Annotated in this window: 19 protein-coding genes; 8 read left to right on the forward strand and 11 right to left on the reverse strand. The window is 64.7% G+C overall.

What is annotated here, in order from left to right; all coding sequences use genetic code 11:
• Positions 1 to 61 precede the first annotated feature (61 nt).
• Complete coding sequence (locus M2427_RS29890) at positions 62 to 856, reverse strand: rRNA adenine N-6-methyltransferase family protein (RefSeq protein WP_280710466.1); 795 nt, start codon at positions 854 to 856, stop codon at positions 62 to 64.
• Positions 853 to 4,317 carry an AAA family ATPase gene (locus tag M2427_RS29895; RefSeq protein ID WP_280710467.1) on the reverse strand — a complete coding sequence of 1,155 codons (3,465 nt, stop codon included), beginning with the start codon at positions 4,315 to 4,317 and terminating at the stop codon, positions 853 to 855. The genes M2427_RS29890 and M2427_RS29895 overlap by 4 nt, the downstream gene beginning before the upstream one ends.
• A gap of 135 nt (positions 4,318 to 4,452) precedes the next feature.
• Between M2427_RS29895 and M2427_RS29900 the strand changes: the two genes are divergently transcribed.
• The 4 genes from M2427_RS29900 (at position 4,453) to M2427_RS29915 (ending at position 13,133) form a co-directional block, all read left to right on the forward strand.
• On the forward strand, positions 4,453 to 10,887 hold the full coding sequence (locus M2427_RS29900; protein ID WP_280710468.1) for a non-ribosomal peptide synthetase: 6,435 nt from the start codon (positions 4,453 to 4,455) through the stop codon (positions 10,885 to 10,887).
• Between the two features lie 138 nt (positions 10,888 to 11,025).
• Complete coding sequence (locus M2427_RS29905; RefSeq protein WP_280710469.1) at positions 11,026 to 11,196, forward strand: hypothetical protein; 171 nt, start codon at positions 11,026 to 11,028, stop codon at positions 11,194 to 11,196.
• A gap of 228 nt (positions 11,197 to 11,424) precedes the next feature.
• Positions 11,425 to 12,156: a 4'-phosphopantetheinyl transferase superfamily protein gene (locus tag M2427_RS29910; protein WP_280710470.1), complete on the forward strand. Its 732-nt coding sequence runs from the start codon at positions 11,425 to 11,427 to the stop codon at positions 12,154 to 12,156.
• Entirely contained in the window at positions 12,153 to 13,133 is a 981-nt protein-coding gene (locus tag M2427_RS29915) for an LLM class flavin-dependent oxidoreductase (protein WP_280710471.1), read from the forward strand. Before M2427_RS29910 ends, M2427_RS29915 begins: the two co-directional genes overlap by 4 nt.
• A 41-nt stretch (positions 13,134 to 13,174) precedes the next feature.
• On the opposite strand, the gene M2427_RS29920 is transcribed toward M2427_RS29915, so the two are convergent.
• From M2427_RS29920 to M2427_RS29930, 3 genes are all read right to left on the reverse strand, one after another.
• Entirely contained in the window at positions 13,175 to 14,200 is a 1,026-nt protein-coding gene (locus M2427_RS29920; RefSeq protein ID WP_280710472.1) for a histone deacetylase family protein, read from the reverse strand.
• A gap of 124 nt (positions 14,201 to 14,324) precedes the next feature.
• Positions 14,325 to 15,266: an SMP-30/gluconolactonase/LRE family protein gene (locus M2427_RS29925; RefSeq protein WP_280710473.1), complete on the reverse strand. Its 942-nt coding sequence runs from the start codon at positions 15,264 to 15,266 to the stop codon at positions 14,325 to 14,327.
• Positions 15,223 to 17,193 carry a PQQ-dependent sugar dehydrogenase gene (locus M2427_RS29930; RefSeq protein ID WP_280710526.1) on the reverse strand — a complete coding sequence of 657 codons (1,971 nt, stop codon included), beginning with the start codon at positions 17,191 to 17,193 and terminating at the stop codon, positions 15,223 to 15,225. Before M2427_RS29930 ends, M2427_RS29925 begins: the two co-directional genes overlap by 44 nt.
• Positions 17,194 to 17,498: 305 nt before the next feature.
• Here M2427_RS29930 and M2427_RS29935 point away from each other — a divergent pair, with 305 nt between their 5' ends.
• A complete protein-coding gene (locus M2427_RS29935; protein ID WP_194464114.1) occupies positions 17,499 to 17,732 on the forward strand; it encodes a hypothetical protein in 234 nt (77 codons plus the stop codon).
• Between the two features lie 9 nt (positions 17,733 to 17,741).
• Positions 17,742 to 17,918, forward strand: a complete 177-nt coding sequence (locus M2427_RS29940) for a hypothetical protein (protein ID WP_280710474.1) — start codon at positions 17,742 to 17,744, stop codon at positions 17,916 to 17,918.
• 84 nt (positions 17,919 to 18,002) lie between these two features.
• On the opposite strand, the gene M2427_RS29945 is transcribed toward M2427_RS29940, so the two are convergent.
• On the reverse strand, positions 18,003 to 18,776 hold the full coding sequence (locus M2427_RS29945) for an enoyl-CoA hydratase-related protein (RefSeq protein ID WP_280710475.1): 774 nt from the start codon (positions 18,774 to 18,776) through the stop codon (positions 18,003 to 18,005).
• Positions 18,777 to 18,893: 117 nt separating this feature from the next.
• Here M2427_RS29945 and M2427_RS29950 point away from each other — a divergent pair, with 117 nt between their 5' ends.
• Positions 18,894 to 20,483, forward strand: coding sequence for a gamma-glutamyltransferase (locus tag M2427_RS29950; protein ID WP_280710476.1), 1,590 nt, complete (start codon positions 18,894 to 18,896; stop codon positions 20,481 to 20,483).
• Here the strand turns inward: M2427_RS29950 and M2427_RS29955 are convergent.
• From M2427_RS29955 to M2427_RS29970, 4 genes are read right to left on the reverse strand one after another with little or no spacing between them, the layout of a single operon-like run.
• Complete coding sequence (locus M2427_RS29955) at positions 20,480 to 21,766, reverse strand: FAD-binding oxidoreductase (protein WP_280710527.1); 1,287 nt, start codon at positions 21,764 to 21,766, stop codon at positions 20,480 to 20,482. The genes M2427_RS29950 and M2427_RS29955 overlap by 4 nt on opposite strands.
• Before the next feature lie 10 nt (positions 21,767 to 21,776).
• Positions 21,777 to 22,508, reverse strand: a complete 732-nt coding sequence (locus tag M2427_RS29960) for an amino acid ABC transporter ATP-binding protein (RefSeq protein ID WP_280710477.1) — start codon at positions 22,506 to 22,508, stop codon at positions 21,777 to 21,779.
• Positions 22,505 to 23,158, reverse strand: a complete 654-nt coding sequence (locus M2427_RS29965; RefSeq protein ID WP_280710478.1) for an amino acid ABC transporter permease — start codon at positions 23,156 to 23,158, stop codon at positions 22,505 to 22,507. The genes M2427_RS29960 and M2427_RS29965 overlap by 4 nt, the downstream gene beginning before the upstream one ends.
• Positions 23,159 to 23,189: 31 nt before the next feature.
• On the reverse strand, positions 23,190 to 23,948 hold the full coding sequence (locus M2427_RS29970; RefSeq protein WP_280710479.1) for an ABC transporter substrate-binding protein: 759 nt from the start codon (positions 23,946 to 23,948) through the stop codon (positions 23,190 to 23,192).
• 179 nt (positions 23,949 to 24,127) lie between these two features.
• Between M2427_RS29970 and M2427_RS29975 the strand changes: the two genes are divergently transcribed.
• Entirely contained in the window at positions 24,128 to 24,778 is a 651-nt protein-coding gene (locus M2427_RS29975; protein WP_280710480.1) for an XRE family transcriptional regulator, read from the forward strand.
• A gap of 156 nt (positions 24,779 to 24,934) precedes the next feature.
• Here the strand turns inward: M2427_RS29975 and M2427_RS29980 are convergent, their stop codons facing one another.
• Positions 24,935 to 26,200 carry a D-amino acid dehydrogenase gene (locus M2427_RS29980; protein ID WP_280710481.1) on the reverse strand — a complete coding sequence of 422 codons (1,266 nt, stop codon included), beginning with the start codon at positions 26,198 to 26,200 and terminating at the stop codon, positions 24,935 to 24,937.
• Between the last annotated feature and the right edge of the window lie 55 nt (positions 26,201 to 26,255).

Genomic DNA, 26,255 nt, shown 5'->3' on the forward strand with positions numbered 1-26,255 from the left:
TACAAGCGACGGGAGATGTTGGAAACTTCGATTCGCAATCAAGGTAAAATGAAACGAATCGTTAGCCATCCGACGGCAGCCCCTGCGCGATGCCGCGAAAGCGCAGCGGCGCCAGGGCCGAGGCGCGCTGCCACCAGTCGGCGACGCGATCGTCGAGCACGGTTGCTCCGCGGCCCCGGCCAGGGAAGATCCGGATCTGCTGCACCGCTTCGGCCTCGAACCCCTTGCCCTTGCGCGTGATCTTGAGAGCGGCACCTTCGCGGTCGCGCTGTGTCAGCGGCACCAGCAGCCGGCCGCGCGGATTAAGCGAGGCGAGCCAGAGCGGATGTGGATGCGAGAAGCCGGCATGCACGATGATGACGTCGGCCGGCTCGCCAATGTCGCGGCAGCCGTCGCCGTTGATGACCTCGACATTCTGATAGGCGCGCAGGCAAGCCGCAGCGCGCGCAGCAAGCCGCGCGTCGCATTCGATTGCCCGCACCCGCCCCTTCGGGCCGACGATTTCGGACAGGATTGCAGAGAAATAGCCGAGCCCGCAACCGATCTGGACCACCCGGTCCTTCTCACTGATGCCGAGCACGTCGATGAAATGGGCCCACAGGCTCGGCAAGCCCGTGTCCAGCTTGCGGCGCGCATCGATGGCGACCAGCACATTGTCGTAGAGATGGACGGGGTCGGCGTCGGGCGTCAGGCGGTAGCTGCGTGCGGCCTCGCCCTTGATGCGCCAAGGGCCTTTTGCCAGAAAATTTTCACGCGGCACCGTTGCGAGCGCCGCGAGCAGGCGGGGCGAGGAAATCCGCTCCCGCTTCGCGATCAACGCGACGTAGCGTGAACGCGCCGCGGACAGATCACTCATTTCACGGGATCAGCCTGCTGGCGCGGCGGCGCGTCGCCTCCGAGCTCGTGCACGAGCTGCATGGCCTGCTTCAGATCCGGCGTCAGGAAGCCCTCATTGAACCTGCCGACGATCGGTAGCAGCAGCAGGCTTGCATGCTCGCGCTTGCCGGACTCGTGCGACAGCCGCGCAAGGCTGACCGCAGTCCTGAGCTCCCACGACAATGCGCCCTGCTTGCGCGCCGTCTCCAGCGACAGGCCGAACAGGTCTTCGGCCTCCTGCACCGAGGCGGGATGGCCGTCGGACAGGGTGATCTCGCCTTGCAGACGATAGACTTCGGCGAGGTAGGAGTGATCGCCCGTCCGTCGTGCGGTCGCGAGCGCACCGTCCAGCGCGCGCAAGGCGGCATCGCGCATGCCGACCTTCGCATAGGCCTCCGCGAGCAGGCAGCGGAACCAGCAGCCGGCAAGCCAGGAATCCATTGCCTCGTATTCGTCGAGGCCGAAGCGCATCTGGCTGATGCCCTCGTCGGCTTCGCCGAGCTGGGCCAATGCCCAGCCGCGCAGGATCGCCGCCTGCTGCTTCCAGTGCAGGAAATTGTGCTCGGTGGCGATGATCATCGCACGGTTGGCGTGATCGCGCGTCCCCTCGATGTCGCGCAGATGCTGGCAGAGATAGGCGCCGAACACCAAAGCGAAGGCGAGCGAGAAGGGATGGCGAATCTTCTCGGCGTGCAGAATCGCCTGCTCGCTGTGCTGGCGCGCCGCGTCGGGCTGGCCGAGGAACCACAGCAGATAGCCGAGATAGGACAGCGAGACGACGCCGGGATCGGTGCCATGACGCTCCATCAGGTCGGAGTGCAGGTCGGGACTGTAGAGACTGACGCAGCGATGCAGATGATGCTGCGCGGCGGCAAAGCGCCCGCGATAGAGCATGGTCATTGCGATCGAGCGGTGCGCCTCGATCAGATAGCCGGTCTGCTGCGCCGGCTCCGCGCGCTCGTTCAGTCGCTCGCGCTTGGCGAATTTCAGCAGCTCGACGCTGAGATCATGCGCACGGGTGAGATCGGCGCGGATGAAATGGCAGACCCAGAGCCCGCGCGTGGCGGCAAAGGCCTTTTCGTCGTCATCGAGCTGCTGGCCGAGCTCGAGAGCGCGGATGTAGTTCTCCTCGACCTCCTGCACGGCATAACCCTTGGCCGCGATCAGCGCGTTGCCGAGCGCGATCCGCAGCTCGAGCTCCATCTCGTCGGCGCCCTGCATGCGGGCATTGGCCTGCACGACGCTCAAGCCGCGGCGCAGATGGCCGATCGCCTCGAGATTGGCGCCGCTCTTGGCCGCCTGCTTGCCGGCCTTGAGCCAGAAGCTCGCCGCGCCCTCGCTCTGGCCGGACTCGGTCAGATGATGGGCGAGCAGCTCCGGCTCGCGCTCGGTCTTCTCCGGATACATGTCCGCGAGCACGTGGGCGATGCTGGCGTGCAGCTTGCGCCGCTCGCTGTGCAGGAGGCTCGCATGCGCCGCGTTCTGGATCATCACATGCTTGAACGAGTAGAGCGCATCGGGCGGATGACCGCGGCGCATGATCAGGCCTGCTTCCTCCAGATGAGTCAGCGCCGCCTCGATCTGCTCCGCCGGCGTGTTGGCGACCGCCTGCAAGGTCTCGTAGGAGAACTCGCGGCCGATCGTGGCGCCGATCTGCGCGATCCGCTTGAACGGCCCCATCCGGTCAAGACGCGCCATCAGCGAATCCGTCAGGGTTGCCGGAATCGCGAGTTGCCGCCACGGACCCGACAGCACGTAACGCCCGTGCCGCTCGGTCAGGAGGTTGGATTCGAGAACGGTCTTGGTCAGCTCTTCAAGGAACAGCGGCACACCGTCGGTCTTGACGATGATCTCCTCGACGACCTCCTTGGGAAGCTCTCTACCCGCGACACGTTCGACCAAGGCCATGCGCAACGGCCGGCTCAGCCGGTTCAGCACCAGCGTGGTGATGTGCGAATGCGCGTTCCAGCTCGGCTGGAATTCCGAGCGCGCGGTGATGATGGCCAGGATCGGCCGGTTCTGGACCCGGTCGACCAGCAAGTCGACGACCTCGCGCGAGGTCGGATCGATCCAGTGCAGATCCTCGAAGGCCATCACCAGGGGCATCTCGCGCGCAAGGCCGAGGAAATGATTGACCAGCGCCGCGACGGTCGCGTCCTTCTGCTGCTGCGGCGACAGGTCGAGCGGCGGATAGCGCTCTCCGGTCGGGATCGCCAGCAGCGCGGCAAACAGCGGCGTGACCTGCGCGATATCGCCATGCGCAGCGGCAATCGCCGTCTCCAGGCTCGCCAGCGACAGCGCCGAGACATCCTCGCGATCGAGCCCAAGTGAGAATTTGAGCTGCTCGACGAAGGGATAGAAAGCGGTCGAGGTGTAATAGGGCGAGCACTGGAACGAGACCTGCCCGTGCCGGTCGCCTGAGATCCGCTCGAATATTTCCTGAATGATGCGCGACTTGCCGATCCCGGGCTCGCCGAACTTCACGACGACCTGGCCGTCGCCTTCCTTGACCTGCTGCCAGCGCGCCATGAGCAGCGCGATTTCCTCCTCGCGATTGACGAGCGGGGTCAGCCGCGTGCCCATGGCGGCCGCGAAGCGGGTTTCCACGCGCGTGGCGCGCACGACGTGCCAGGCCTGGGTCTTGTCCGCGATGCCCTTCAGCGCGTGGGTGCCCAGATTGCGATAGTCGAACTTGCCCTTCAGCAGCGATTGCGTCGAGGCGGAGATCACCACGCCGTTGGGCGGCGCCAAAGCCTGCAGGCGTGCGGCAAGATTGACGGTCTCGCCGACCGCGGAGTCGCGCTCTTCGGTGCCCTGGCCGACGAGGTCGCCGACCACGACGAGCCCGGTCGCAATCCCGATGCGGACGGCAGGCGCGTGGCTGAGCGCGCCGCGCGGTTCGATCGCGCGCGCGGTCGACAGAACCCGCACGATCTCGAGGCCAGCACGCACCGAGCGCTCGGCATCGTCCTCATGCGCGGTCGGGTAACCGAAATAGACCAGAATGCCGTCGCCGACGAAGCGGGCGGCAAAGCCTTCGTAATGCTTGACCACGCGCACGCAGGTTTCGCGAAAGCTCGCGATCATGTCGCGGACGTCTTCCGGATCGAACTGGGCCGACAGCGCGGTGGAATCCACCATGTCACAGAACATGGTGGTGAGCTGACGCCGCTCTGCGCCGACCTCCGTGCGAACCGGCGGGCGCGCCGGCGCGGCTGGCACTTCCGCCACCTCGGCCTGGAACAGCGCGGCCATCGCCCGCTGCAGCCGCTTGCGATCGCCCAGCGGCAATCCGAGCTCGGCGAGATCAGCCTCGGTCAGATCGCCCATGACGTCGAGATCGAGGCGATGCTGCGCGAACAGATCGGTATAGTGGCCTAGACCGATGCCTTCGAGCCAGCGCTTCAACCCGACTTCCGTCTCCGGCTCTTTCTCCAGCATGGTGATTCTGCCCCACACTCCCACCGCCAAAGGGCTTAAGGTCCCTCAACCACAGATTTTGGGGCCCAAACTTCACCTCAGACTGGACGCGTTCCCTAACTCTTGGGAAGAATAGCTCAATCGGATCAAAAGGGAATGGCATTGTCGGAGATTGCATCCGGGGCGAGAGAAGGATCGGCCGGCACCGGCGCCGAAGCCGCGAGCTTTGCCGACATTGCCGGCCTTCTCGCCTTCTACGCGCGAACGATGCCGGCGGCGCCCGCCCTGCTCGCTCCCGGCCGGCCCCCCCTCAACTATGGTGCGCTCGGCGCAAGGATCGCGCATCTCGTCGAGACGCTGCGTGCCCTAGGCATCGCGCCTGGCGACCGAATCGCGGTTGCACTGCCGCGCGGCGCCGACAGCGCGCTCGCTCTGATCGCAGTCGCTTCAAGTTGCGCCTGCGTCCCCGTCAACCCTGATCTGACGGCAGACGAGCTGCAACGCTATTTCAGCGAGATGAAGCTGGCGGCGCTGGTCACCCGGGCCGACATGAACTCGGCCAGTCGCGACGTCGCCAGGGCGCTCGACATCGCGGTGATCGACTTCGTGCCGGGACCGGAGACGGAGCTCGACGGTTGTGCATTCATCGGCCCGACGGTTGCCCCGGCCTGTGCGAAAGGCGCCGCGAGCGCCGAGGATGACGCCTTCATCCTGCTGACATCAGGTACGGCGGCGCGGCCCAAAATGGTACCGCTGACGCACCGCAACGTGTGTCTCTCCGCGCAAAATGCCGGACGGGTGCTGTCGCTCGCTCCGCAGGATCGCCTGCTCAATGCCCTGCCGCTGTTTCACGCCCATGGCCTGATCTCCGGCCTGCTGACGGCACTGGCCGCGGGCTCCAGCGTGATCTGCACCAATGGTTTCGACGCACCGTCCTTCTTCGGCTGGATGCGCGACCTGCAACCGACCTGGTACACGGCAGTGCCGACCATTCATCGCGCGCTGCTGACGGCCGCAGAGGCCAATCCTGACCGTGCCCGCGGGTCATCGCTGCGCGTGATCCGCTCGGCTTCGTCCTCGCTGGCGCCGGCGATTCTGCATGGGCTGGAGGCAATGTTCGGCGTCCCCGTGCTGGAAACCTACGGCATGACGGAGGCGGCTTCGCAGATCGCGGCCAATCCATTCGAGCTGCGCAAGATCGGCTCGGTCGGCCGCGCCGCGGGCCCCGAGATCGCGATCATGGACGAGACGGGCCGCGCGCTTGCCAGTGGCGAGCGTGGCGAGATCATGCTGCGCGGGCCGAACATGAGCCGCGGCTATTATAATGACGAGGCGGCAACGCGGGCCGCTTTCCGCAACGGCTGGTTCAGGACCGGGGATCTCGGCTATCTCGATGCCGATGGCTATCTCTTCATCGTCGGCCGTATCAAAGACGTCATCAACCGCGGCGGCCAGAAGGTCTCGCCGTTGGAGGTGGAAGAGGTGCTGCTGGCTCACCCCGCGGTCCTGGAAGCCGGCGTGTTCGCCGTTCCCCACGCCAAGCTCGGCGAGAACGTCGCCGCCGTCGTGGTGCTGCGGGAAAATACCTCGGCGACCTCAGACCAGTTGCGCCAGTTCGCGCGCAAGCGTCTCGCCGCCTACAAGGTGCCGAGCCTGATCCGCAGCGTCGCGGCGCTGCCGAAGGGCGCCAGCGGCAAGGTCAAGCGCAACGCGCTGGCCGAACTGATTTCAGCGCCCCATGACGACGACGAAACGCAACTGCCCCGCAGCGAACTGGAGACCCAGCTCGCACAGATCTGGGCCAGTCTGCTCGAGCTTCCGCAGGTTGGCATCGACCAGGATGTCTTTGCCCTGGGGGCTGATTCGCTCGCAGTCACGCAAATGCGCTCGCGCCTGCGCGAACGCTTCAACGCCAGCTTCTCCTTCGAGGACATTTTCGATTGTGCCACTGTCGGCGCTCTTGCCGCGCGGCTCGAAACCACGGCCCATCGCGATCCCACGCTGCCGGCATGGCGTCAGGTCACGGCGGAGGAAGACGCACCGCTGTCGTTCCAGCAGCAACGGATGTATGTGCTCTCGCGGCTCGATCCGACACAGTACAATTACAATGTCGTCGAGGTCGCCCTGCTCAGAGGCGAGGTCAGCCTCTCCGCGCTTCAGGCGAGCTGTGCTGCGATCTGCGCGCACCATGAGGCGCTGCGCTCGGTCTTCATCGAAAGCCAAGGCGAGCCGATGCAGCGGGTGCTTCAGGCGCCGCCGCTCGAGCGGATCAAGCTCAAGCCCTGCCCCGCGGACAAGCAGACTGCCATCGTCAGGCGCGAGGCGCTCAAGCTCGCACAATATCCGTTCGATCTTGCCCGCGAGCCACCACTGAAGGTCACGCTGCTTTCGTTCGACAAATCCAGCCATGCCCTGATCGTCAACGTCCACCACCTCGTCACCGACGGCTGGTCGCAGCGGCTTTTCTGGGAGGCGCTTGCCGCCGGATATTCCGCTGCGCGAAGAGGGGATGCGACGGCGCTGCCCGCGCCCAGCTTCCAGTATCGCGACTTTGCACGCTGGCAACAGAGCTGGGCGCAGACACCAGCAGCGAAAGAGCAGCTCGATTACTGGCGAGCGCAGCTCGACGGTGTCACGACGCTGCCGCTGCGGACCGACCGGCCGAGGCCTGAAGTCTGGAGCGGTCACGGCGCCCGTCATTATTTCGAGTTCTCCAAGACCCTCTCGGCCGACATTCGCGCGCTGAGCCAGGATCAGGGCGTTACGCCCTTCATGGCGCTGCTTGCCGTCTTCCAATGCCTGCTGTTCCGACATACGGGGCACGAGGACGTGGCGACCGGCTCGCTGATTGCGAATCGCAACCAGATCGAAAGCGAGCGGTTGATCGGGCTGTTTGCGAACACGCTGATCCTGCGCAACGATTTCGGCGGCGACCCGACCTTCGGCGAGATGCTGCGGCGGGTGCGCCAGGTCACGCTCGATGCCTATCGCAACCAGGACCTCCCGATTGAGGAAGTCCTGCGCGCGCTGCAGATCGCGCGGCGGAGCGACGGCAATCCGCTGTTTCGGATCATGTTCATTCTCCAGAACGCCTCGATCGAGGCCGCGCACTTCGCCGGCCTGTCGACGCGCCGGCTCGAGGTCGATCCCAAAGTCGCGCGCTTCGACATCACGCTCGAGCTGGTCGAGGCCGAGGGCCGCTTCACCGGTTTCTTCGAATACGCCACCGATCTGTTCGACACGGCGACGATCAAGGGCATGGCAGACCAGTTCAAGACCCTGCTCAAAGCGGCCATTGCCAATCCCGAACAGCGTATCTCGCGGCTGCCGCTTCTGACGGAAGCGGAAAGGCTGCGGCTGCCGGTAAAGGGCAAGCCGACCAATTTCACCGCGCGCGGCAATTTCTGCGAACGCTTCGAGCGGCAAGCGAAGAAGACGCCGAATGCGATCGCGATCTCCGATGGGCATCTATCCCTGAGCTATCGCGAGCTGGCGCGCCGCAGCCGGGCGATCGCGCGATGGCTCGCCCGCGAGGGCGTCGGAGCGGAGAGCGTGGTCGCGCTGCTTGCGGATCGCGGGCCCGAGCTGCTCGCGGCGATGATCGGCGTGCAGCGCGCCGGCGCCGCCTTCCTGAACCTCGACCCCGAGCAGCCTACGACGAGGCTCGCGACCATCCTCGGATCCAGCTGCGCGACCGTGCTGCTGACGGATCGCGCGCAGCCGGCCATGGTCGAGGCGCTGCTCGAGCCGTTGGTCGCGCGCATCCTTGTGGCCGAGATCGAGGATGCCACCGCGCTCGAAGCGACCGGACCAGCCCGCCCTGCGCGCCGCGCAGGCGCGAGCCTTGCCTATCTCATCTACACGTCCGGCTCCTCAGGCGCGCCGAAGGGCGTGATGATCGAGCAGCGTGGGCTGTCGAACCACCTGGCCTCGCTCATCGCCGAGCTTGGCCTGACGCACAAGGACGTGATCGCGCAGACCGCGCCGCAGAGCTTCGTCATCTCGGTCTGGCAGTTCCTCGCCGGTCCGATGGTCGGCGCGCGCGTCCATGTCTGCGGCAATGCCGTCGTTCAGGACCCGATGCTGCTTGCACGGGAGATCGAGCGCGAAGGCATTACCGTGCTCGAGATCGTGCCCTCGCTGCTTCGCGTCATCCTTGAGCGGATGGACGAGGCCACGATGTTGCGCGCCTTCGCCAAATTGCGGTTCCTGATCTCGACCGGCGAGCCGCTGCCGGTCGACCTCTGCCGTGCCTGGTTTGCCCGCTGCCCGAAGGTACCGCTGATCAACGCCTATGGCGCCTCGGAATGCTCCGACGACGTCTCCCTGCACCGGCTGACCCGGGCGCCGGACACGACGACGACCAACGTCCCGGTTGGCGCACCGCTGCCCAACACCCAGCTTTACGTGCTCGATCCGAACCTCGAGCCGCAGCCGGTCGGCGTGGTCGGCGAGCTCTGCATCGGCGGTGCCGGCGTCGGTCGCGGCTATGTCAACGATCCCGCCCAGAGCCGGCAGCGCTTCATCCCCGATCCGTTCGCGCGCGCGGACGGCAGACGGTTGTACCGCACCGGCGACCTTGCCCGCCGCCGCGCTGACGGGACGATCGAATGCCTCGGCCGCGCCGACCTTCAGGTCAAGGTCCGTGGCTATCGCATCGAGCTCAAGGAGATCGAGACTGCACTCGCCGACCACGCCGGCGTGCGCGCCGGTATCGTCGAGCCGCGGCGCGATACCAATGGCGATGCCAGGCTGATCGCCCATGTCGTTGCCAAATCGGGCAGCCAGATCAGCGCCAGCGAATTGCGAGACTTCCTCAAAAGCCGGCTGCCTGTTCACGCGATCCCGTCGGCGTTCCTGTTCCTGGATCAGGTCCCGCTCAACGCCCATGGCAAGCTCGATCGCTCCGCCCTGCTGGCGTCCCCGCAACCGGAGACCGCCGGGACGGAGGCCGCTGTGCCGGCCCGACGCTTCACCGAAAAGGTGCTGTCCGACATCTGGCGCGACCTGCTGAAGGTCGAAAGCCTCGGCGTCACCGACAATTTCTTCGACCTCGGCGGCCATTCGCTGCTGGCGGGCCAGACGATGGCGCGCGTGGCACGTGTGCTCGGGGTCTCGCTGCCGATCAAGACCATCTTCGAGGCGCCGACGATCGAAGAACTCGCCCGGCGGGTCGACGAGGCCGTGGCAACGCCCCCTCAGAAGCCGGCGGCCAGTGTCGCTCGCCTGGTCCAAAGCGGTCCGCCCACGCTGTCGATCGCGCAGGAACAGATGATGCGAATCGAGCAGAATCTGCCTGATCTGCCGCTGTTCAACCTGCCCTTTGCCTTCCAACTGGAAGGCCCGATCGATCCGCGCAGGCTTGCGCAGGCCATCGACGACATCGTGCGCCGCCACGACTCGCTGCGGGCAGCACTCGGCTGGACTGGCGACGAGCCGGTCAACCGCATCATCGCGCCAGCCACGCTCGGTCCGGTCCTGACCGTCGAGACTATCAGCGACGGGCGGCCCCACAACAACAAACGGCGCAAGGCGCTCGAACTGAAGAAGATTGATCTCCTGATCGCGCAGGAGGCCTATGCCCCGATCGACACTGCCAGCGCGCCGCTGCTGCGGGCGCGGCTGCTGCGGCTGCACGCCGAGGATCACGTCCTGCTGCTAACGCTGCATCATGCCATCGCCGACGGCTGGTCGATCGGCGTGCTGTTCGAGGAATTGTCCAACCGCTATGCCGCGCTGGCGGGTCATCCGTCGGCACCTTTGCCGAAGCTGCCGCTCGCATTCTCCGACGTCGCTCGTTGGCAGCGCTGGTGGTCTGGCACCGATGCGGCCCACCGGCAGGCCGCGGACTGGGCCGAGAATTTGCGCGGCGCAGCGCCCCTGTTTGATGGCCAAGCGAGCCCGGGCGCAGCGACCGGCCATCATCCGCTCAGCCTGGAACGCGACCTGGTGACCCGGCTGTCGGCCTATGCGCGCCAGCACAACGCCACTCTGTTCATGTGCCTGCTCACCGGCCTGAAGGTCCTGCTGCTGGCACAGACCGGACGCACGGACATCTCGGTTGCCACCGCCATGGCCAACCGCGCCCAGCCTGACACCGAGCGAATCATCGGCCCGTTCGAGAATACCGTGATCGTCCGCAGTCGAATCACGCCGGATCTGACGTTTGCGCAAGGACTGGCGCGGGTACGTCAAGGCGTGCTCGACGCGCATGCGCGGCAGGAACTGCCCTTCAACATCCTGGCGGATCATCTGGAGCAGGAAGGAATCGACCCGGCGTCGCTGCTCCAGGTCTATTTCACGCTGCAAAATCCGCTGCGTCAGCCGCTCGACCTGCCTGATGTCACGGTGCGATCGATCGGAAATGTCGCGCGCGAGGGTCAGCCGGTGCTGCCGGTCGACCAGACCTGGCTGTCGCTGATGCTCAAGGAGCGCCCGACCGGAATCACCGGTTCGTGCAACTATAAGGGTGAACTGCTCGACGGCGACACGGTCGGCGTCTGGATGGAAGATCTCGTCGCGCTGCTGGGGGCCGCGATCACCCAGCCCAACACGCGGCTCGACCGGCTGCTAGCCCGCAGGGCGGCATGACCGGCTGTACGGGACGAACGAAAGAGTTCACGCGCCAAAGCTGTGAATGATCAAGTTGCATCTTGATTATTTGACGCGAGCGAGCAACATTATTCTCGCGTTTTGATTTGGACTGATATTTTCAACCGGGGGAGTGTTATGGGTTTCATCAAATTTGCCAAGGGCACCTCGCTGAGCGACAAGGACCGTAAGGCCCTGCAAAAGCTGCTCACCGACGAGAGGAAGACGCTTCAGGCCGCTGTGAAAGAGATCGACGCCGCCCTTAAGGTTGTGGGCGGCTCGAAGAAGAAGGCCAAGAAGAAAACGTAAGACTCGTCGGTCGGGACACCGTACGAATCTTCGGACTTCATTTTTTGATTTGGGCCGCTCGCTTGTCGAGTTGGGGTCTCGCATAAGCTTGCGCCTGTAAACCGGCCAGCAATCGACAAGAATTTGCCCGGGTGGACCGCTACAAGCAGTCCGCCCGGTCGCTCCTGATCGCTTGATTCTTCAGTCAGAGCCGGATTTGGCCTCCGCCTGACAGTATGGGCCTCTTCGATGGCAGACGACGGAATTGAACTGTTTATCGGATTGATCGAGAGCATCGACACGCCAGGTGCGGTCGATGCATGCCGGCAGTTGCTCTCGGTCGACGAACGGACCCGCGCCGGCCGCTTCGTGTTCGAGCGGCATCAGCGGCAATATATCTTCGCGCATGCGATGTTGCGCATGGCGCTCTCGCATGCGGCACCCGATGTCGCGCCCGCCCACTGGTCGTTCTCGACCGGGCGCTACGGGCGTCCCTTCGTTGCGGCGCCCGCGACCTCGACAGCGCTGCATTTCAGCCTGTCCCATGCCGATGGCTGCGTCGCCTGCGTCGTGTCACGGCACGAGACCGTCGGCGTCGACGTCGAGGCCGTGTCGCGGCGCGTGGCGCCGCTGTCGACCGCACTCCGCTTCTTTGCCCCGGAAGAGGTCGAGACGCTGCGAGGCCTGCCGGAACCCGCCGCGATCGAGCGCTTCTTCGACTATTGGACACTGAAGGAAGCCTATCTGAAGGCCAGGGGCTTTGGCCTTAATCTGCCGCTCGATGCGTTCGCGATGCAGGTGTCGCGCGAAGCGATCGCGATCAGCTTCAAGCCCGATATCGCCGACGATCCCGCCGGCTGGCGCTTCTCACTATGCTCCCCCTCGCCTTCGCATCGCCTCGCCATCGCTGACGGCTCGCGCGCGGCCGGTGGCCTGCCCATCACCCGCAACGCCTGGCCGCTGCAGGAAGCGGCGGAGTGATGCCGGCGCGGCTGCGCGTCTTTCCCGCGATCTCGCGCAACCGCGATCCCAAAACATATGTCGGCGAACTGATGCGTGTGGCGGAGTTCGCCGACCGCAACGGCTTCGAAGGCATTTTGCTGTTCGAGGGCAACGACGTCTTCGTCGAGCCTTGGGCGATGGCCCAGCATATCATCGCCGCGACGACGCGATCTTCGCCGCTGATCGCCGTTAATCCCGTCTACATGCATCCGTTCACGGCGGCCAAGTTCGTGTCGTCCTTCGCGCAGCTCTACGGCCGCAAGGTCTATCTCAACATGATCACGGGGACCGCGATCAGCGATTTGCACGGGCTCGGCGACGAGCTGTCCCATGCCGACCGCTATGTCCGCCTCGGCGAGTTCGTCGCGATCGTGCGCCAATTGCTGTCGAGCCCGCGGCCGGTGAATGCCGACGGCCGGTTCTATCGCGCCAGCAATCTGCAGCTCCGGCCGCGGCTACCGGCCGAGCTGATGCCGGAATTCCTGATCGCGGGGCAATCGGAGGCAGCGCAGCGCGTTGCGGAGGAAACCGGCTGCATCAAGATGCAGATGCTGCCGCCTGATCTCGAACGCGGTCTCAACGCTCCCGGAATGAATTTCGGCATCTTCGCGCGTGAGCGCGGCGACGATGCACGGCAGGCGGCAAAGGCGCGCTTCCGCGACAACCCTGACGACCGCGAATTGCTCGCGCTCACGGTGGAAAATTCAGATTCCGTCTGGAAGCGGCGATTGTACGAGGGCCAGAGCGGCGAGTTCCAGGATAACGGCTATTGGCTACTGCCGTATCTCACCTTCCAGGCCGACTGCCCTTACCTCGTCGGCAGCTACGCCGAGATCGGCGCGAAGCTGAAGGAGTTTGCGGCGAAGGGCCTGACCACTGTCATGCTCGACATGGTCGCTGATGAGGCCGAGATGCAGCACGCCGGCAGGGCGCTGAAGGCGAGCGGGATGTTTTAGGTTCCTCTCCCTCGCCCCGCTTGCGGGGAGAGGCGAAAAACTCACCTTGCCTCTTCAAACCCCGCCAACACCGAGGTCAGGTTCGCACCCAGAATATCCGAGAGATAGCCGCCCTCCTGCACGAACACGGTCGGCAGGCCCATCCTGGCGATGGCCTGGCCGATGCGGCGGAAGCCAGGCGTGGTGACGGCGAGGCCCTTCAGCGGATCGTGCTCGGAGGCATCGAGGCCGAGCGCGATCACGAGCGCGCCTGGCGCAAAGGATTCGATCGCCTTGCGTGCGACGTCCATCGCCTGGATGTAGCCGTCATCGCCGGTGCCGATCGCGAGCGGAATGTTGAGATTGGTGCCGAGACCGGGCCCCTCGCCGCGCTCATGAGCGTAGCCCCACACATAGGGGTAATAGGCGGTCGGATCGGCGTGGATCGAGATCGTGTAAACGTCCGGCCGCGCGTAGAATATCCCTTGCGTGCCGTTGCCGTGATGGACATCGACGTCGAGGATCACGACGCGCTCGTGCTTCAGCCGCAGATGCGCGGCTGCGATCGCGCTGTTGTTGAGGAAGCAGAAGCCACCGGCCATATCGCGATAGGCATGATGGCCGGGCGGACGGCAGAGCGCGTAGGTCGCATCCTCGCCGTCCATCACCATCTGCGCCGCGGTGACCGCAACGTCGGTCGCCGCGCACGCCGCAGCCCAGGTCCCCGGACCGATTGGCGCTGCGGTATCGGCGGTGTGCCAGCCGAGCTTGCCGACGATATGCGTCGGATAGGTCGCGGCATGGCGCACGGGATGAATGTTGCCGATCATCTCCGGGCCGGAATCGCCGAGCGCGGTCCAGGCGTCCCAGGCTTCGCTGAGGAACGACAGATATTCCGGGCTGTGAATGCGCGCGCGCGGCCCCTGGCCGAATGTCGTCGGCTCGACCAGCTGGTGCTTGCCGTCCTTCAAGCCTTTGAGCAGACGATCGGCACGCTCGGGCTGTTCGGTGGTACGCTTGACGACACCGCGAACCAGGAAGAATTGCGGATCGTGGCTGCGGTGCAGTTCAGTATGGACGGCTTTCACTCAAAAACTCCGTGCTCTCTTACGATGCCACAGAGTTTCTGATCGCTGCAGCGGCTAGATGCAAGCAAGAAGAATGCCGTCCCTGTTGCGCTGCTCTGCGCCTGAAGCAGATCGTCCGTGACTTTCAGCAGCGCCCGCGCTGAAGACAGTGCTCGCGGCCCTGCTGGTCCGTGCGGAAGGACTCAATGAAGCCGCCCTGGCGCTGCGTGACGAAGACAGTCTTGCCGTCGCTGCCGCCGAAGGCGAGGTTGGTCGGCTCTTTCCCCTTTAGCGCGATCTCGCGCTCGACCGCACCATTGGGTTTCATCAGCGCAATCGTGCCCTTGAGAATGCGCGCGACATAAAGGCGGCCGGCAATATCGGTGCGCAGGCCGTCGATCGTGTCGGGCTGAAACGTCTTGACGAGCTTCGCGTCGGTGAGCTCGTTGCCCCGGATCGTGTAGGACCAGACCTGGCCGTTGCTGGATTCGCCGACATAGAGCGTCTTGCCGTCGGGGCTAAGATCGATGCCGTTGGTGGTCCCCATCGCGCGCGGCGCTGGCATGATCTGTCCCTGCACCGATCCATCCGCGGACTTCGCAATGCGCCAGATGTGGCCTTCCCGGCCCTTCCAGTTCGGATCGCTCGCATAGATCGTGCCGTCGCGGGCGATGGTGATGTCGTTGGGCTGGTTCATCTCGTCGGAATGAAACCAGACGATCGGCTCGATGCTTCCCTTGGGGATCGCAAAGATATTGTGCTTCTTGTAGTCGGCGACGAACATTGTTCCGTTGCGATCGAAGCGGATAGCATTGCCGACGCTTCCGTCGGGCAACATCGTGAAGGCCTCCGAGGCCACACCGCCCGCAGGCAACCGGCCGATCGTACCCGGCTTACCGAAATTCACCACATAGAGATTGCCATCGAGATCGGCAGCCGGCCCTTCGATGCCGCGCGTGTATTCGTCGGCAGGCGTCACCTGCGCACTTTCGAACAGCTTCGTTTCGGCAGCGAAGAGCGGAGTCGCGACGACGAGCAGAATACTATGGCACAGGCACCAGAGAGTCCTGCCGGATGTAATAGCCATCGTCGTCGCTGCACTCGCCATTCAAATAGGGATCGGCCGGCCGGAAGAATCGGCTGAAGCCGGGTTTGTCTACAGCGTTCCTTTGTGTCACGACAACGACCTTGGCAGCCGGTATTTCGCCGCATTCCTTGTTCGCCTTGCTGACGAACTTGCGCTGCGGCAGGCCGAGCTTGATACGCATCGGAGTTCCCGGAACCATCCTGGACACGAACAGGTCAACCGTGTTGAGCAGGCCTGCGTAACCGGGCTCGGTTTTGGGCAGGCTCTCGCCGCCCGGCGGCATCAGCTTTTCCGCGCCAAGGCCGCGCAGCCGCGTGCGCAATCTGCCGGAGGCGGGATCGCCCGGATAGATCCAGCCGTCCTGCGACAGCATGAACCTCAGCACGGTCGCATCCTTGTCTGCGTCCGATTGTCCCGCCTTCAGGCCGAAATCGGAATGGCAGCCGACGCAGTGCTTCTCGACGAGATTCTTGCGCAGCGCGGTAAGCCGGATCTTGTTTGGCGCGTCCTTGGCGACGAAGGCAGCAAGCTGGTCGATCAGCGCCTGGCTGCGGGTGTCGCAAGGCAGCGCCGGCGATGGATCGCCGGTGGCGCGATCGATGCGGATGATGGTCTGGTTCTTGTCTTCGACCAGCCAGATCGCGCCGTCTTCCGCGACCGTCATGCCGACGGGGGCGCCTTGCGGCCGAGCGCCATTGACGCGGTGCCAGCCGGCGATCAGCTCCTCGAACGGCGCGGCGGCGACATCGCCAGCGTCGGTCTGAAAATTGTGGGTTGGATCGGCCGCACAGCTGACGTGATAGCGCACCGGCGCCGGAGCTGGTTTCGGGAAGCCGTGGTCGTCGACGTCGTAGATCAGCACGCGGCTGCCGGTCGGGCGATAGCCGTGCAGGCCGACCAGAAGCTTGCCTTCCAGCTCCGGGAATTTGGCGCCGTGATAATACAGCATCGCTAGCGGTGCGCCGTGCGGCGGCAGCAGCGAGAACGGCGGCTTGTAGAGCGGGTTGTTCGTGCAGAGCGTCTTGTAGATTCCGGATTGCATCACGAGCTTGAACTCGGGGCTCGGCGTCGACAGGTCATAGCAGTAGGGCCAGCCATAATGCTTGCCCTGCTCGATCGCGTTGATCTCCTCGTTCGGTTTGAAGATATCGGGCAGATCGCGGCCGTTCTCGCCCTGCAGGAAGGCGTAGCCGGCGTCGGGAAAATTCGGGTGCAGTGCCAGCGCCATCGAGTTGCGCAGGCCCCGCGCGTAGATCGTGTGAGCGGGATCGGGATCGCCAGGCTTCAGCGCCGGAAAGACACCGCCTGAGGGCGGCGTAAACAGCCAGATCGCGGCCATGGCCGAGGGGCCTTCCGCCGGCGCGCAGGGTTTTGTGATCGGCGCCGGCGTGATGCAATCGTCGCTGTGGGCACCGACATTGACGAACAGCCGTCCGTTCTTGTCGAACACGAACTGCTTGAGCGGATGCGCAGCCTCATCCAGCTTGGTCCCGTCAGGCAGCGTGAGGCGGCGGCCCGGCATATGACGGATGATGGTCTCGACCGTGCTGCGCGGATGGTCCGCGAGCGGATCGAACCTGAAGATGCTCTCGGACGTCGAGGCATAGAGCTTCTTGTCCGGCCCGATCACGAGGCCGAATGGATATTCGATACCAGTCAGGAGCTCCTTGAAACGCTGGCCGCTGGCCGCGTGCGGATCGAGCAGCAGCAGCCGGCCATCGGTGTGACCCCAGCCGCCCATGTCGGCCACCACGAACAGGTCGCGGCCCGGAATCTGGATGATCGACCGCGGGAATTTCAGGTGATCTTCCTCACTGGCAACAAGGCCGGCACAGAAGCCGGCCTTCATGTCGATCTGGACCCTGGGAAAGGCGAGATTGCCGCTGCCGCAGGTCTCCGTCCCCACTGCATACCCGCTTTTCTTCATCGGTTCGGATGCGGCCAGCGAGACGAAGCCGGGCAGGACCGCGGCGATGATGGCGACACCTACGCGCAAGCTCCGGCGTCCATTCTGCAATGTGAGATGATTCACAGTGGCCTCTCCACTTTTGGTCGAGGTTGTTTCATGTCGTGCAGGGGCCGTCCAGCCTCACCCGCCTGTGATTAAACCTGTAACGATCTTCGTGGCGACCAACCTCCGTAAATTCCCTTACCGGGCTCGACCCGAATGTTTTGGGAATGCTTGGGGTGGTATCGCTTTGCCGTCCCAATCGCTTTCTACAGGAGGCGCTTATGGTCCAGGTCTACTTTCACTGCTCCAACACCGAGGGCACGCTGATCGACCGCTATGGCGCTGCCGTCGCCAATCTGACCGAGGCGCGCGATCGTGCTGCCCAGATCATGAATTCGATGATCCAGACGCCCGGCAGTGAGGACTGGCGCGACTGGGTGATCCATGTCGCCGACGACGACGGCGAGGAGATTTTCGACCTCCCGTTCACCGCCATGCTCGGCAAGCCGCATTGAGGTGATGCCATGCTGTTCGCGTCCCTGACCCTGCTCCGCCAGCCCCTCACTTTCGTCGCCAGAAAATGGCAGAAGCTGGTGCGGATCGCCGGCACCCCCTATCGCCCCGAGCTACACTACATGCGCGGCCCTGGCCCGAAATGGCACGCCAAATATCAGGCCAGCCGGCTGAACCGCGGGCTGTGAGTTCTGCGGGTTCACCGCTATCTAAAAATCGGTCTCTCCACTCGTCATGCCCGGGCTTGTCCCGAGCATGACGGCGCGCCTACTTCACCGCCCGGTGAACTTCGCCTTGCGCTTCTCGACAAAGGCTTGGCGGCCTTCGACCGCGTCGGCGCTCTTGCGGATGGTGGCCTGAAGCTCGATCTCGCGGCGGAACTGCGCCTCATAGCTCGCGTGCTCGCTCTCCTCAACGAGAGCGCGTGTCGCGACCAGGGCGCGCGTCGGCCCCTCCGCCAAGCGACGCGCCAGCGTCAACGCCTCCTCCATCAGCTTCGCATCGTCGACGACCTGCCGCACCAGGCCAATCTCCTGGGCGCGCTCGGCCGTCAGCGGCTCGTTCAGCAGCATCAGCTCGAGCGCGCGTTGCCGGCCGATCAGCCGCGGCAGCAACCAGGTCGAGCCGAGATCGGGCACCAGCGCAATGCGGCTGAAGACTTGAATAAAACTGGCCGATCGCGCCGCAACAATGATGTCGCCCGCCATCGCGAGGCTGAAGCCGCCGCCGGCCGCCACGCCGTTGACAGCAACGACGACAGGCACGCGGCATTCGCGCAACGCCCTAAAGGCCGGCCAGTAGAACCGCATCACGCCGGCCGCGATGTCCTCGCCCAGCGCTGCAGATGCCTTCAAATTCTGTCCTGAGCAAAATCCGCGGCCTGCGCCAGTGAGGATGAGGGCACGGACCTCCTCGTCCCCGGTCATTTCGGCGACCGCAGCCGCGAGCGCGCCGAGCAGATCCGGCGTCATCGCGTTTAGGCTTGCCGGCTCGTCGAGCGTCAAAATCCCCACGGTGCCATCCCGCGCCTGTTTCACACCTGCCATGTCGCGCCTCCCTTTGGTTGTTCTCGTTGGCGGCAATGTGCCATTCTTCCCGAGCTCAGCCAATTGCGGAGCTTCGACGTCAGCGCAACGAAGCCAAGACAGAGTTCAAGACGCATCATGCCCCACCAGTTCAGCCTCAACCAAATCGTCCGCAAACCCGCCGTCACCTCGAAAGGCGGCATTGTCGCTTCGCAATCGCGGCGGGCGGCCGAGGTGGGAGCGCAGGTGCTGGCGGCGGGCGGCGACTGCGTCGACGCGATCGTCGCGACCACGTTTGCGCTGAACGTTCTTGAGCCCTGGAACAGCGGTATCGGCGGCGGCGGCGCCATGGTGCTCTACCGCGCCAGGGAAAATCGCTACGAGGTGATCGACTACGGCATGTGCGCGCCGCTGAGCATCCGCGCGGCCGATTACCCCATCGTTGGAGACCGCGTCGCGACCGACCTGTTTCCGTGGCCGCGGGTCAAGGACGACCGCAACATTCACGGCCCCGGCGCGATCGCGGTGCCAGGTGTCGTTGCCGGTATGGAGGAGGCGCACCGTCGACACGCCAGGATGAGCTGGAAAGACCTGGTCGCGCCGGCAGTCGGGCTCGCCGGCGAAGGCCTGCTGGTTGACTGGTGGACTGAGCTGACGATCGCAGGCGCGGCCACCGATCTGCGGCGCTATCCCGCAAGCGCGGCCATGTTCTTGAAAGATGGCCTGCCCCCGAATCCGCCCTGGAGCATCGAAGCCGAAATCCGGCTGCCGCAGGACAATTTGAAAGCGACGCTATCGCACCTCGCCGAGGCCGGACCGCGCGACTTCTATCAGGGCGATCTCGCCAAGAGCATCGCGTCCGACATCAAGGCCGACTGCGGCTCGTTGTCGGTCGAGGATCTCGCCGCGTTCCGCAGCCATCTGCGCGAGCCGCTGGCGATCCCCTATCGCGGCGGCAAGGTGCTGGCGACGCCAGAGCTCACCGCCGGGCCGACCATGGCGCATGCGCTGCGCCTGTTGCAGCAAAATCTGAAGCCGGCAGGCGCGCCGGACGCGGCCGCCTATGCAGAATATGCCGTTGCCCTGCAAGAGGCCTATCGCGAGCGCCTCAAGGACATGGGCGATGCCGACGGCAAGCGCTCGCTCGGTGCGGAATATCTGGCGCCGGCCTGCACCACGCATTTCTCGGTCGTCGACCGGGACGGCAACATCGCCGCGGTGACACAGACGCTGCTCTCGTCCTTTGGCTCGAAATATGTGACGCCGCACACCGGCATCCCCATGAACAACGGCATCATGTGGTTCGATCCGATGCCCGGCACCACCAATTCGCTCGCCCCCGGTAAGCGCTGCCTCACCAACTACACGCCTGTGATCGCCGAGACCAGGGACGGCAAGCGCCTCGCGGTCGGCGCCTCCGGCGGTCGCCGCATCCTGCCCTCGGTCCTGCAGCTCGTGTCCTTTGCGATGGATTTCGACATGGACCTCGATGATGCCATCCACCAGCCTCGCATCGATTGCAGCGAAGGCGCGATCGTGCTCGGCGACACCAGGCTGCCAGCGGATACACGCAAGGCGCTTGCCGCGCGCTTCATCTACAAGGAAGCGCCGCTGCAGACCCTGCCGATGAAATTCGCCTGCCCGAGTGTGGTGATGCGCGCCGGCGATACCAACAGCGGTGCGGTCGAGATCTTTCAGCCCTGGGCCGACGCGGTGGCGGAGAGCTAGATCCCGAACCGGTCGCGCACGCGCCCCGCGATCACGGCCGTGGTGACGCCGACCGGCCAGAACGCATGCATCGGGATCGGCTTGATACCGGTGATGGGCATGTCGATCTCGGCCTTGGCGCCGCCGATCAGCCGGCGCGCGAGCTGCGCGCCCATGGCGGTCGAGAGCGCGACGCCGCGACCGTTGCAGCCGAGCGAGATCAGGATGCTTTCCGCCGGCTCATGCACATGCGGGTAATGATCCCCGGTGATGGCGAGCCTGCTGTTCCAGCCGTGGGTCCAGGCGACGCCCTTGAGCTGCGGCCACAGCCGCTCGGCGTAGCGCATGAGATAGGCGACATCGTCAGGTGATTTGATCCAGCGCATCGGGCCGCGCCCGCCCATCAGCAGGCGGTTGTGCTGGTCGATGCGATAGTAGACCGTGATGTGGCCGCTCTCATAAAGGACCGGACGCGTCGGCATGATCGAGCGAGCGATCTCCTCGGAGAGGGGAGCCGTGGCCGCGATCGAGGAAAACACCGGCACAATGGTGCGGCGGAGCGCCGGCCAGAGATCGTCGGTAAAACCATTAGTCGCGAGCAGGACCTTGTCGGCATGAACGACCGCGCGCGGCGTTTCGATGCGCCAGCGCGCGCCCTCACGGCGGAGTGACAGCGCCGGCGTCTCGCCATGCACCTTCGCGCCGGCGGAGATCGCCGCACGCGCGAGGCCGCGGACATAGCTGAGGGGATGCAGATCGCCGCCGCGTGCATCAAGCATGGCGCCGATATAGCGATCCGTGCCCGTCATTTCGCGCAACTGCTCGCGGTTCAGATACGACACCGGCATGCCGCGGCGGATACATTGCTGCGCTGTCTTCTCGATCGCAGCAGCGCTGGCCTCGTTATAGGCCGCGCGCAGCGTGCCGTTCTGCCGCGCCTCGCACGGGATCTGGTAGCGGCGGATCAGATTATGCGTGAAATTCGGCGTGCCGTAGGAGAACTCGATCATGCGCCGGCCGAGCTCGGCGCCGAAATCGGCCTCGATCTGATCGGGATCGTGCTTCAGGCCGGGATTGGTGTGGCCGCCATTGTTGCCGGATGCACCCCAGCCCGGCTCATGTGCCTCCAGCACCAGCGCCTCGACGCCCTGCTCCGCCAGATGCAGCGCGGCGGACAGACCCGTGTAGCCGCCCCCGACGATCGCGACGGAAACGCTCTTGTCCGTATCGAGCGGCGGCGTTGCCACCGGCGCGACGGCCGTGTCGGCATAGAGCGAGGGCGGCAGAGGCTGGCGCGTCATTATAAAAGTCCGGTCAGAGCGGATGCAGCACGCGGCGCAGAAAGTCCTGCGTCCGCGGATGCTGGGGTTGGTTGAGCAGCTGTTTCGCTGGCCCCTGCTCGACGATGACGCCACCATCAATGAACAGCACGCGGTCGGCGACGTCGCGGGCAAAGCCCATTTCGTGGGTGACGACGACCATGGTCATGCCGTCGTCGGCGAGCTTGCGCATCACGCCAAGGACGTCGCCGACGAGTTCCGGATCGAGCGCAGAGGTCGGCTCGTCAAACAGGATCGCCTTGGGCTGCATCGCGAGCGCGCGTGCGATCGCGACGCGCTGTTGCTGACCACCCGAGAGTTGCGGCGGATGTGCATCGGCCTTTTCGGCGAGCCCAACCTGCGCGAGCAGCGCACGGCCGCGTTCGATCACTTGCGCACGCGGCTCCTTCTTCACGAACAGCGGCCCTTCGACCACGTTTTCCAGCACCGTCCTGTGCGGGAACAGGTTGAAGCGCTGGAACACCATCGAGACCTGGGTGCGGATGTTCACGATCGACGGCGCATCGCGGTCAACCCTCAGGCCTTCGACACTGATCTCGCCGCGATCATAGCTTTCGAGCCCGTTGATACAGCGCAGGATGGTCGACTTGCCCGAACCCGAGGGACCGACGATGCAGACCACCTCGCCCTTCTGCACGGACGCCGAGATCCCCTTGAGGACTTCGTTCTGGCCAAAGCTCTTGTGGACGTCGTTGAGCTCGATCATTTCTTGCCAGCTCGCTTCTCGAAGTGGCGGACCAGGAGGATCAGCGGGATGCTCATGGTGAGATACATCAGCGCGACCATCGTGAACACGTTGGTGTTCTTGAAGGTCGAGGACGCGATCAGCTTGCCCTGAAGGGCGAGCTCGGCGACGGTGATGGTCGAGGCCTGCGAGGAATCCTTCAGCATCATGATCATGACGTTGCCGTAGGGCGGCAGCACGATGCGCACAGCCTGCGGCAAGATCACGCGGCGCATGGTGAGCCACCAGCCCATGCCGATCGACTGCGCCGCCTCGATCTGCCCCTTGTCGATCGCTTCGATGCCGGCGCGGAAGTTTTCCGCCTGGTAGGCCGAATAGGCGATACCGAGCCCAAGGATGGCAGCCTGCAACGCGGACAGCGTGACGCCGAGGTCGGGCATCACGAAATAGAGATAGAACAACAGCACGATGATCGGGATGCCGCGGATGACGTTGATCAGGCTGGCGCTGAGCATCGACAGCACCTTGATGCCCGAGACCCGCATCATCGCCCAGACGAGGCCGAGCGCCGTCGAGAGCAGCAGCGAGCCGATCGTGACGATGATTGTCAGCGCGACGCCGTTCATCAGGATCGGAAAGAACTCGACAGCGTCGTGCCAGAAGCCTTTCATCGGCCAACCTTCATCGATCGCCCTCTATCGATCAGCCCTCAGCCTTCTGGCCCCATTTTTCGAGGATCTTGCCGATGGTGCCATTGGCCTTGAGCTTCGCCAGCGACGCGTTGATCTTGCCAAGCAACTCGGTGTCGCCCTTGCGCACACCGATGCCGACCGAGCCGACCGTGACGGGCTTGTAGCCGTCGACGAGACGCACGTCGGGGAACCCGCCCTGCTTCAAATTGTAGGCAAGGATCGGATAGTCGGCGTAGCCGGCCTTGAGGCGGCCGGTGTTCACGTCGCGCAGGATATCGGGAATGGTGTCGTAGGCCTTCACGTCGGCGAATAGGCCGGTCTTCTTCAGTGCATCGACGAAGGCGGTGCCTACTTGCGCGCCCACAGTCTCGCCCTTCAAATCATCTTGCGTGGCATAGGCCTTGGTGTCGCTCTTCGGCACGACCAGGCCTTCGCCATAGGTGTAGATCGGATCGGAGAAGTCGACGACTTCCTTGCGGGGCGCCGTGATGAACATCGCGGCCGCGATGATATCGATCTTGCTCGAGGTCAGTGAGGGGATCAGCGCCGAGAATTGCATCGGCTCGATCTGCACGTTGAGGCCGGCGTCCTTGCCGATCTCGGTGATGAGATCGACCATGATGCCCTGAATGGAATTGGTCTTGGTGTCGAGGAAGGTGAAGGGGATACCCGTTGGCGTCGAGCCGACCTTCAACACCTGCTGCGCGGAGGCCGGCGTCACCGCTGCAATTGCGAGCGCCGCGATCGCGGCCAGACCAAAACGCTTCATCGCATCCCCCTTTGGGTCCGGCCGGTGGCGGCTCTCGCGCGTGTCGTGATCAGACGTTGCGGGCCGAGCCGTTTCGGCCTATTTTCACCAATATGAAAATTTGGTCACACTTTCGCGGATGACGCAAGCGGTTTTCATGCACATGAAGGAAGCGGTTTGACGTGAGCGGTGGCAAAAGAATGCGCAAACCGGCCGCCGCAAAGCCGGCCAAAAAGGCCCGCAACGGCAAGAAGGCAACCGCGAAGCCGGCGGAGCCCGCAATGGACGTCGCGGTTGGCCGCCGTATCCGCGATCTCAGGCGCGTCAGGCAATTCTCGCTTGAAACGGTCGCCGCGCGCACGGAGCTGTCGATCGGCTTCCTCAGCCAGATCGAGCGCGGCCTGTCGTCGCCATCACTGCGCGTGCTGGCGATGCTCTCCGACGTGCTCGGCGTCGGTATCGCCGCACTGTTCGGCGCGAGCCCGAGCGCTGACAGTGCGTCCGACCAGGTGGTGACGCGTGGGCTTCATCGGCCCGAGCTGAAACTCTGGCGCACCGGTGTGTCCAAGCAATTGCTCAGCCCGGCCAACGCTGACAACAAGCTCAACCTGTTCCTGGTGCATCTGGAGCCCGGCGGCTCCACGGGCGACGAACTCTACACCCATGACGGCGAGGAAGCCGGCCTCGTGCTGGAAGGCGAGATGATGCTCACGGTGGACAGCGAGACCTGGTCGCTGAAAACGGGCGACAGTTTTCGGTTTGCCAGCCGAAGGCCACACCGGTTTTCCAACCCGGCACAGGATGCGAAGGCGGTGGTGCTGTGGGTGAATTGCGTGACGGGGGCGGGCTGACTGCTCTCCCTCTCCCCGTTCTTACGGGGAGAGGGTTGGGGTGAGGGGCTCTCTCCGCACAGACGGTGACAGACGGACTCGCGGAGACTCCCCCTCACCCGGAATTTGCTCTCTCAAATTCCGGCCTCTCCCCGCACGTGGGGAGAGGCGAAGAAGTCACCCAAACCGGTGCTGATACCGATCCACCGTCAGCGCGCTCACATCGACCTCCGGCTTCTTGCCTGAAAGCATATCCGCAAGCACGCGCCCTGAACCGCAGGACATGGTCCAGCCGAGCGTGCCGTGGCCGGTGTTGAGGTGGAGGTTGGCGTATTGCGTCGGGCCGATCACGGGCGGGCCATCCGGCGTCATCGGGCGCAGGCCGCTCCAGAACGTCGCCTTGGCGAGATCGCCACCGCGCGGGAACAGATCGGTCAGGGAGTGGTCCAGCGTGGCGCGGCGTGCATCATAGAGCTTGGTCGAGAAGCCCGAGATCTCGGCGGTGCCGCCAACACGGATGCGATCGCCGAGGCGCGTGATCGCGACCTTGTAGCTCTCGTCCATCACCGTCGATTCCGGCGCGCCGGAGGCATCCATGATCGGCACCGTGATCGAATAGCCCTTCACCGGATAGACCGGCAGCGAGATGCCGAGCGGCGCGGCCATTCGCGACGAATAGCTGCCGAGCGCGAGCACGTAGCTATCGGCTTGCAGCATGCCGACACTGGTCGCAACGCCGCTGACGCGTCCGCCATCGGTGACGATACGGTCGATGCCGGTGTTGAACAGGAAGCGCACGCCGAGCGCCTGGGCATGCTTGGCCAGCGCCTGCGTGAACATGTGGCAGTCGCCGGTCTCGTCCTGTGGCAGGCGAAGGCCACCGACGAATTTTTCCTTCACGGCTGATAGCGCCGGCTCGACCGCGATGCAGCCCTCCCGGCTCAGCGTCTCGTAGGGCACGCCGTACTGCTTGAGCACGGCGACGTCTTCGCCGGTACCGTCGAGCTGCGCCTGGTAACGAAACAGCTGCAGCGTGCCCTGCGAGCGCTCGTCATATTGAATGCCGACGTCGCGGCGCAGATCGCGCAGGCAATCGCGGCTGTATTCCGCGATCGGGATCATCCGGCTCTTGTTGACCGCGTAGCGCGCGCTGGTGCAGTTGCGCAGCATCTTGAGCAGCCAGACCCACATGACAGGATCTAGCTTCGGCCGGATCACCAGCGGGCCGTGCTTCATCAGAAGCCATTTGACCGCCTTCACCGGCACGCCTGGACCAGCCCATGGCGAGGAATAGCCGGGCGAGACTTCGCCAGCGTTCGCAAACGAGGTCTCCAGCGCCGGTTCGGGCTGACGGTCGACGACCGTCACCTCATGGCCGGCACGTGCGAGGTAGTAGGCAGAGGTGACACCGATGACACCGCTGCCGAGGATCAAGACTTTCACGCTTGGTCAAACTCCCGCGGCATTACGCTCGCCGCTGCAAGATAGAACTCACCAG

The sequence above is a fragment of the Bradyrhizobium sp. BR13661 genome (genome assembly GCF_029892425.1).
Taxonomy (GTDB): Bacteria; Pseudomonadota; Alphaproteobacteria; order Rhizobiales; family Xanthobacteraceae; genus Bradyrhizobium.

What these genes read in the sequence shown, in the direction of transcription:
- M2427_RS29890 (WP_280710466.1), bottom strand. Translation starts at nt 856, where the DNA reads ATGAGTGATCTGTCCGCGGCGCGTTCACGCTACGTCGCGTTGATCGCG.
- M2427_RS29895 (WP_280710467.1), bottom strand. Translation starts at nt 4,317, where the DNA reads ATGCTGGAGAAAGAGCCGGAGACGGAAGTCGGGTTGAAGCGCTGGCTC.
- M2427_RS29900 (WP_280710468.1), top strand. Translation starts at nt 4,453, where the DNA reads ATGGCATTGTCGGAGATTGCATCCGGGGCGAGAGAAGGATCGGCCGGC.
- M2427_RS29905 (WP_280710469.1), top strand. Translation starts at nt 11,026, where the DNA reads ATGGGTTTCATCAAATTTGCCAAGGGCACCTCGCTGAGCGACAAGGAC.
- M2427_RS29910 (WP_280710470.1), top strand. Translation starts at nt 11,425, where the DNA reads ATGGCAGACGACGGAATTGAACTGTTTATCGGATTGATCGAGAGCATC.
- M2427_RS29925 (WP_280710473.1), bottom strand. Translation starts at nt 15,266, where the DNA reads ATGGCTATTACATCCGGCAGGACTCTCTGGTGCCTGTGCCATAGTATT.
- M2427_RS29930 (WP_280710526.1), bottom strand. Translation starts at nt 17,193, where the DNA reads ATGAAGAAAAGCGGGTATGCAGTGGGGACGGAGACCTGCGGCAGCGGC.
- M2427_RS29935 (WP_194464114.1), top strand. Translation starts at nt 17,499, where the DNA reads ATGGTCCAGGTCTACTTTCACTGCTCCAACACCGAGGGCACGCTGATC.
- M2427_RS29940 (WP_280710474.1), top strand. Translation starts at nt 17,742, where the DNA reads ATGCTGTTCGCGTCCCTGACCCTGCTCCGCCAGCCCCTCACTTTCGTC.
- M2427_RS29945 (WP_280710475.1), bottom strand. Translation starts at nt 18,776, where the DNA reads ATGGCAGGTGTGAAACAGGCGCGGGATGGCACCGTGGGGATTTTGACG.
- M2427_RS29950 (WP_280710476.1), top strand. Translation starts at nt 18,894, where the DNA reads ATGCCCCACCAGTTCAGCCTCAACCAAATCGTCCGCAAACCCGCCGTC.
- M2427_RS29960 (WP_280710477.1), bottom strand. Translation starts at nt 22,508, where the DNA reads ATGATCGAGCTCAACGACGTCCACAAGAGCTTTGGCCAGAACGAAGTC.
- M2427_RS29965 (WP_280710478.1), bottom strand. Translation starts at nt 23,158, where the DNA reads ATGAAAGGCTTCTGGCACGACGCTGTCGAGTTCTTTCCGATCCTGATG.
- M2427_RS29970 (WP_280710479.1), bottom strand. Translation starts at nt 23,948, where the DNA reads ATGAAGCGTTTTGGTCTGGCCGCGATCGCGGCGCTCGCAATTGCAGCG.
- M2427_RS29975 (WP_280710480.1), top strand. Translation starts at nt 24,128, where the DNA reads ATGCGCAAACCGGCCGCCGCAAAGCCGGCCAAAAAGGCCCGCAACGGC.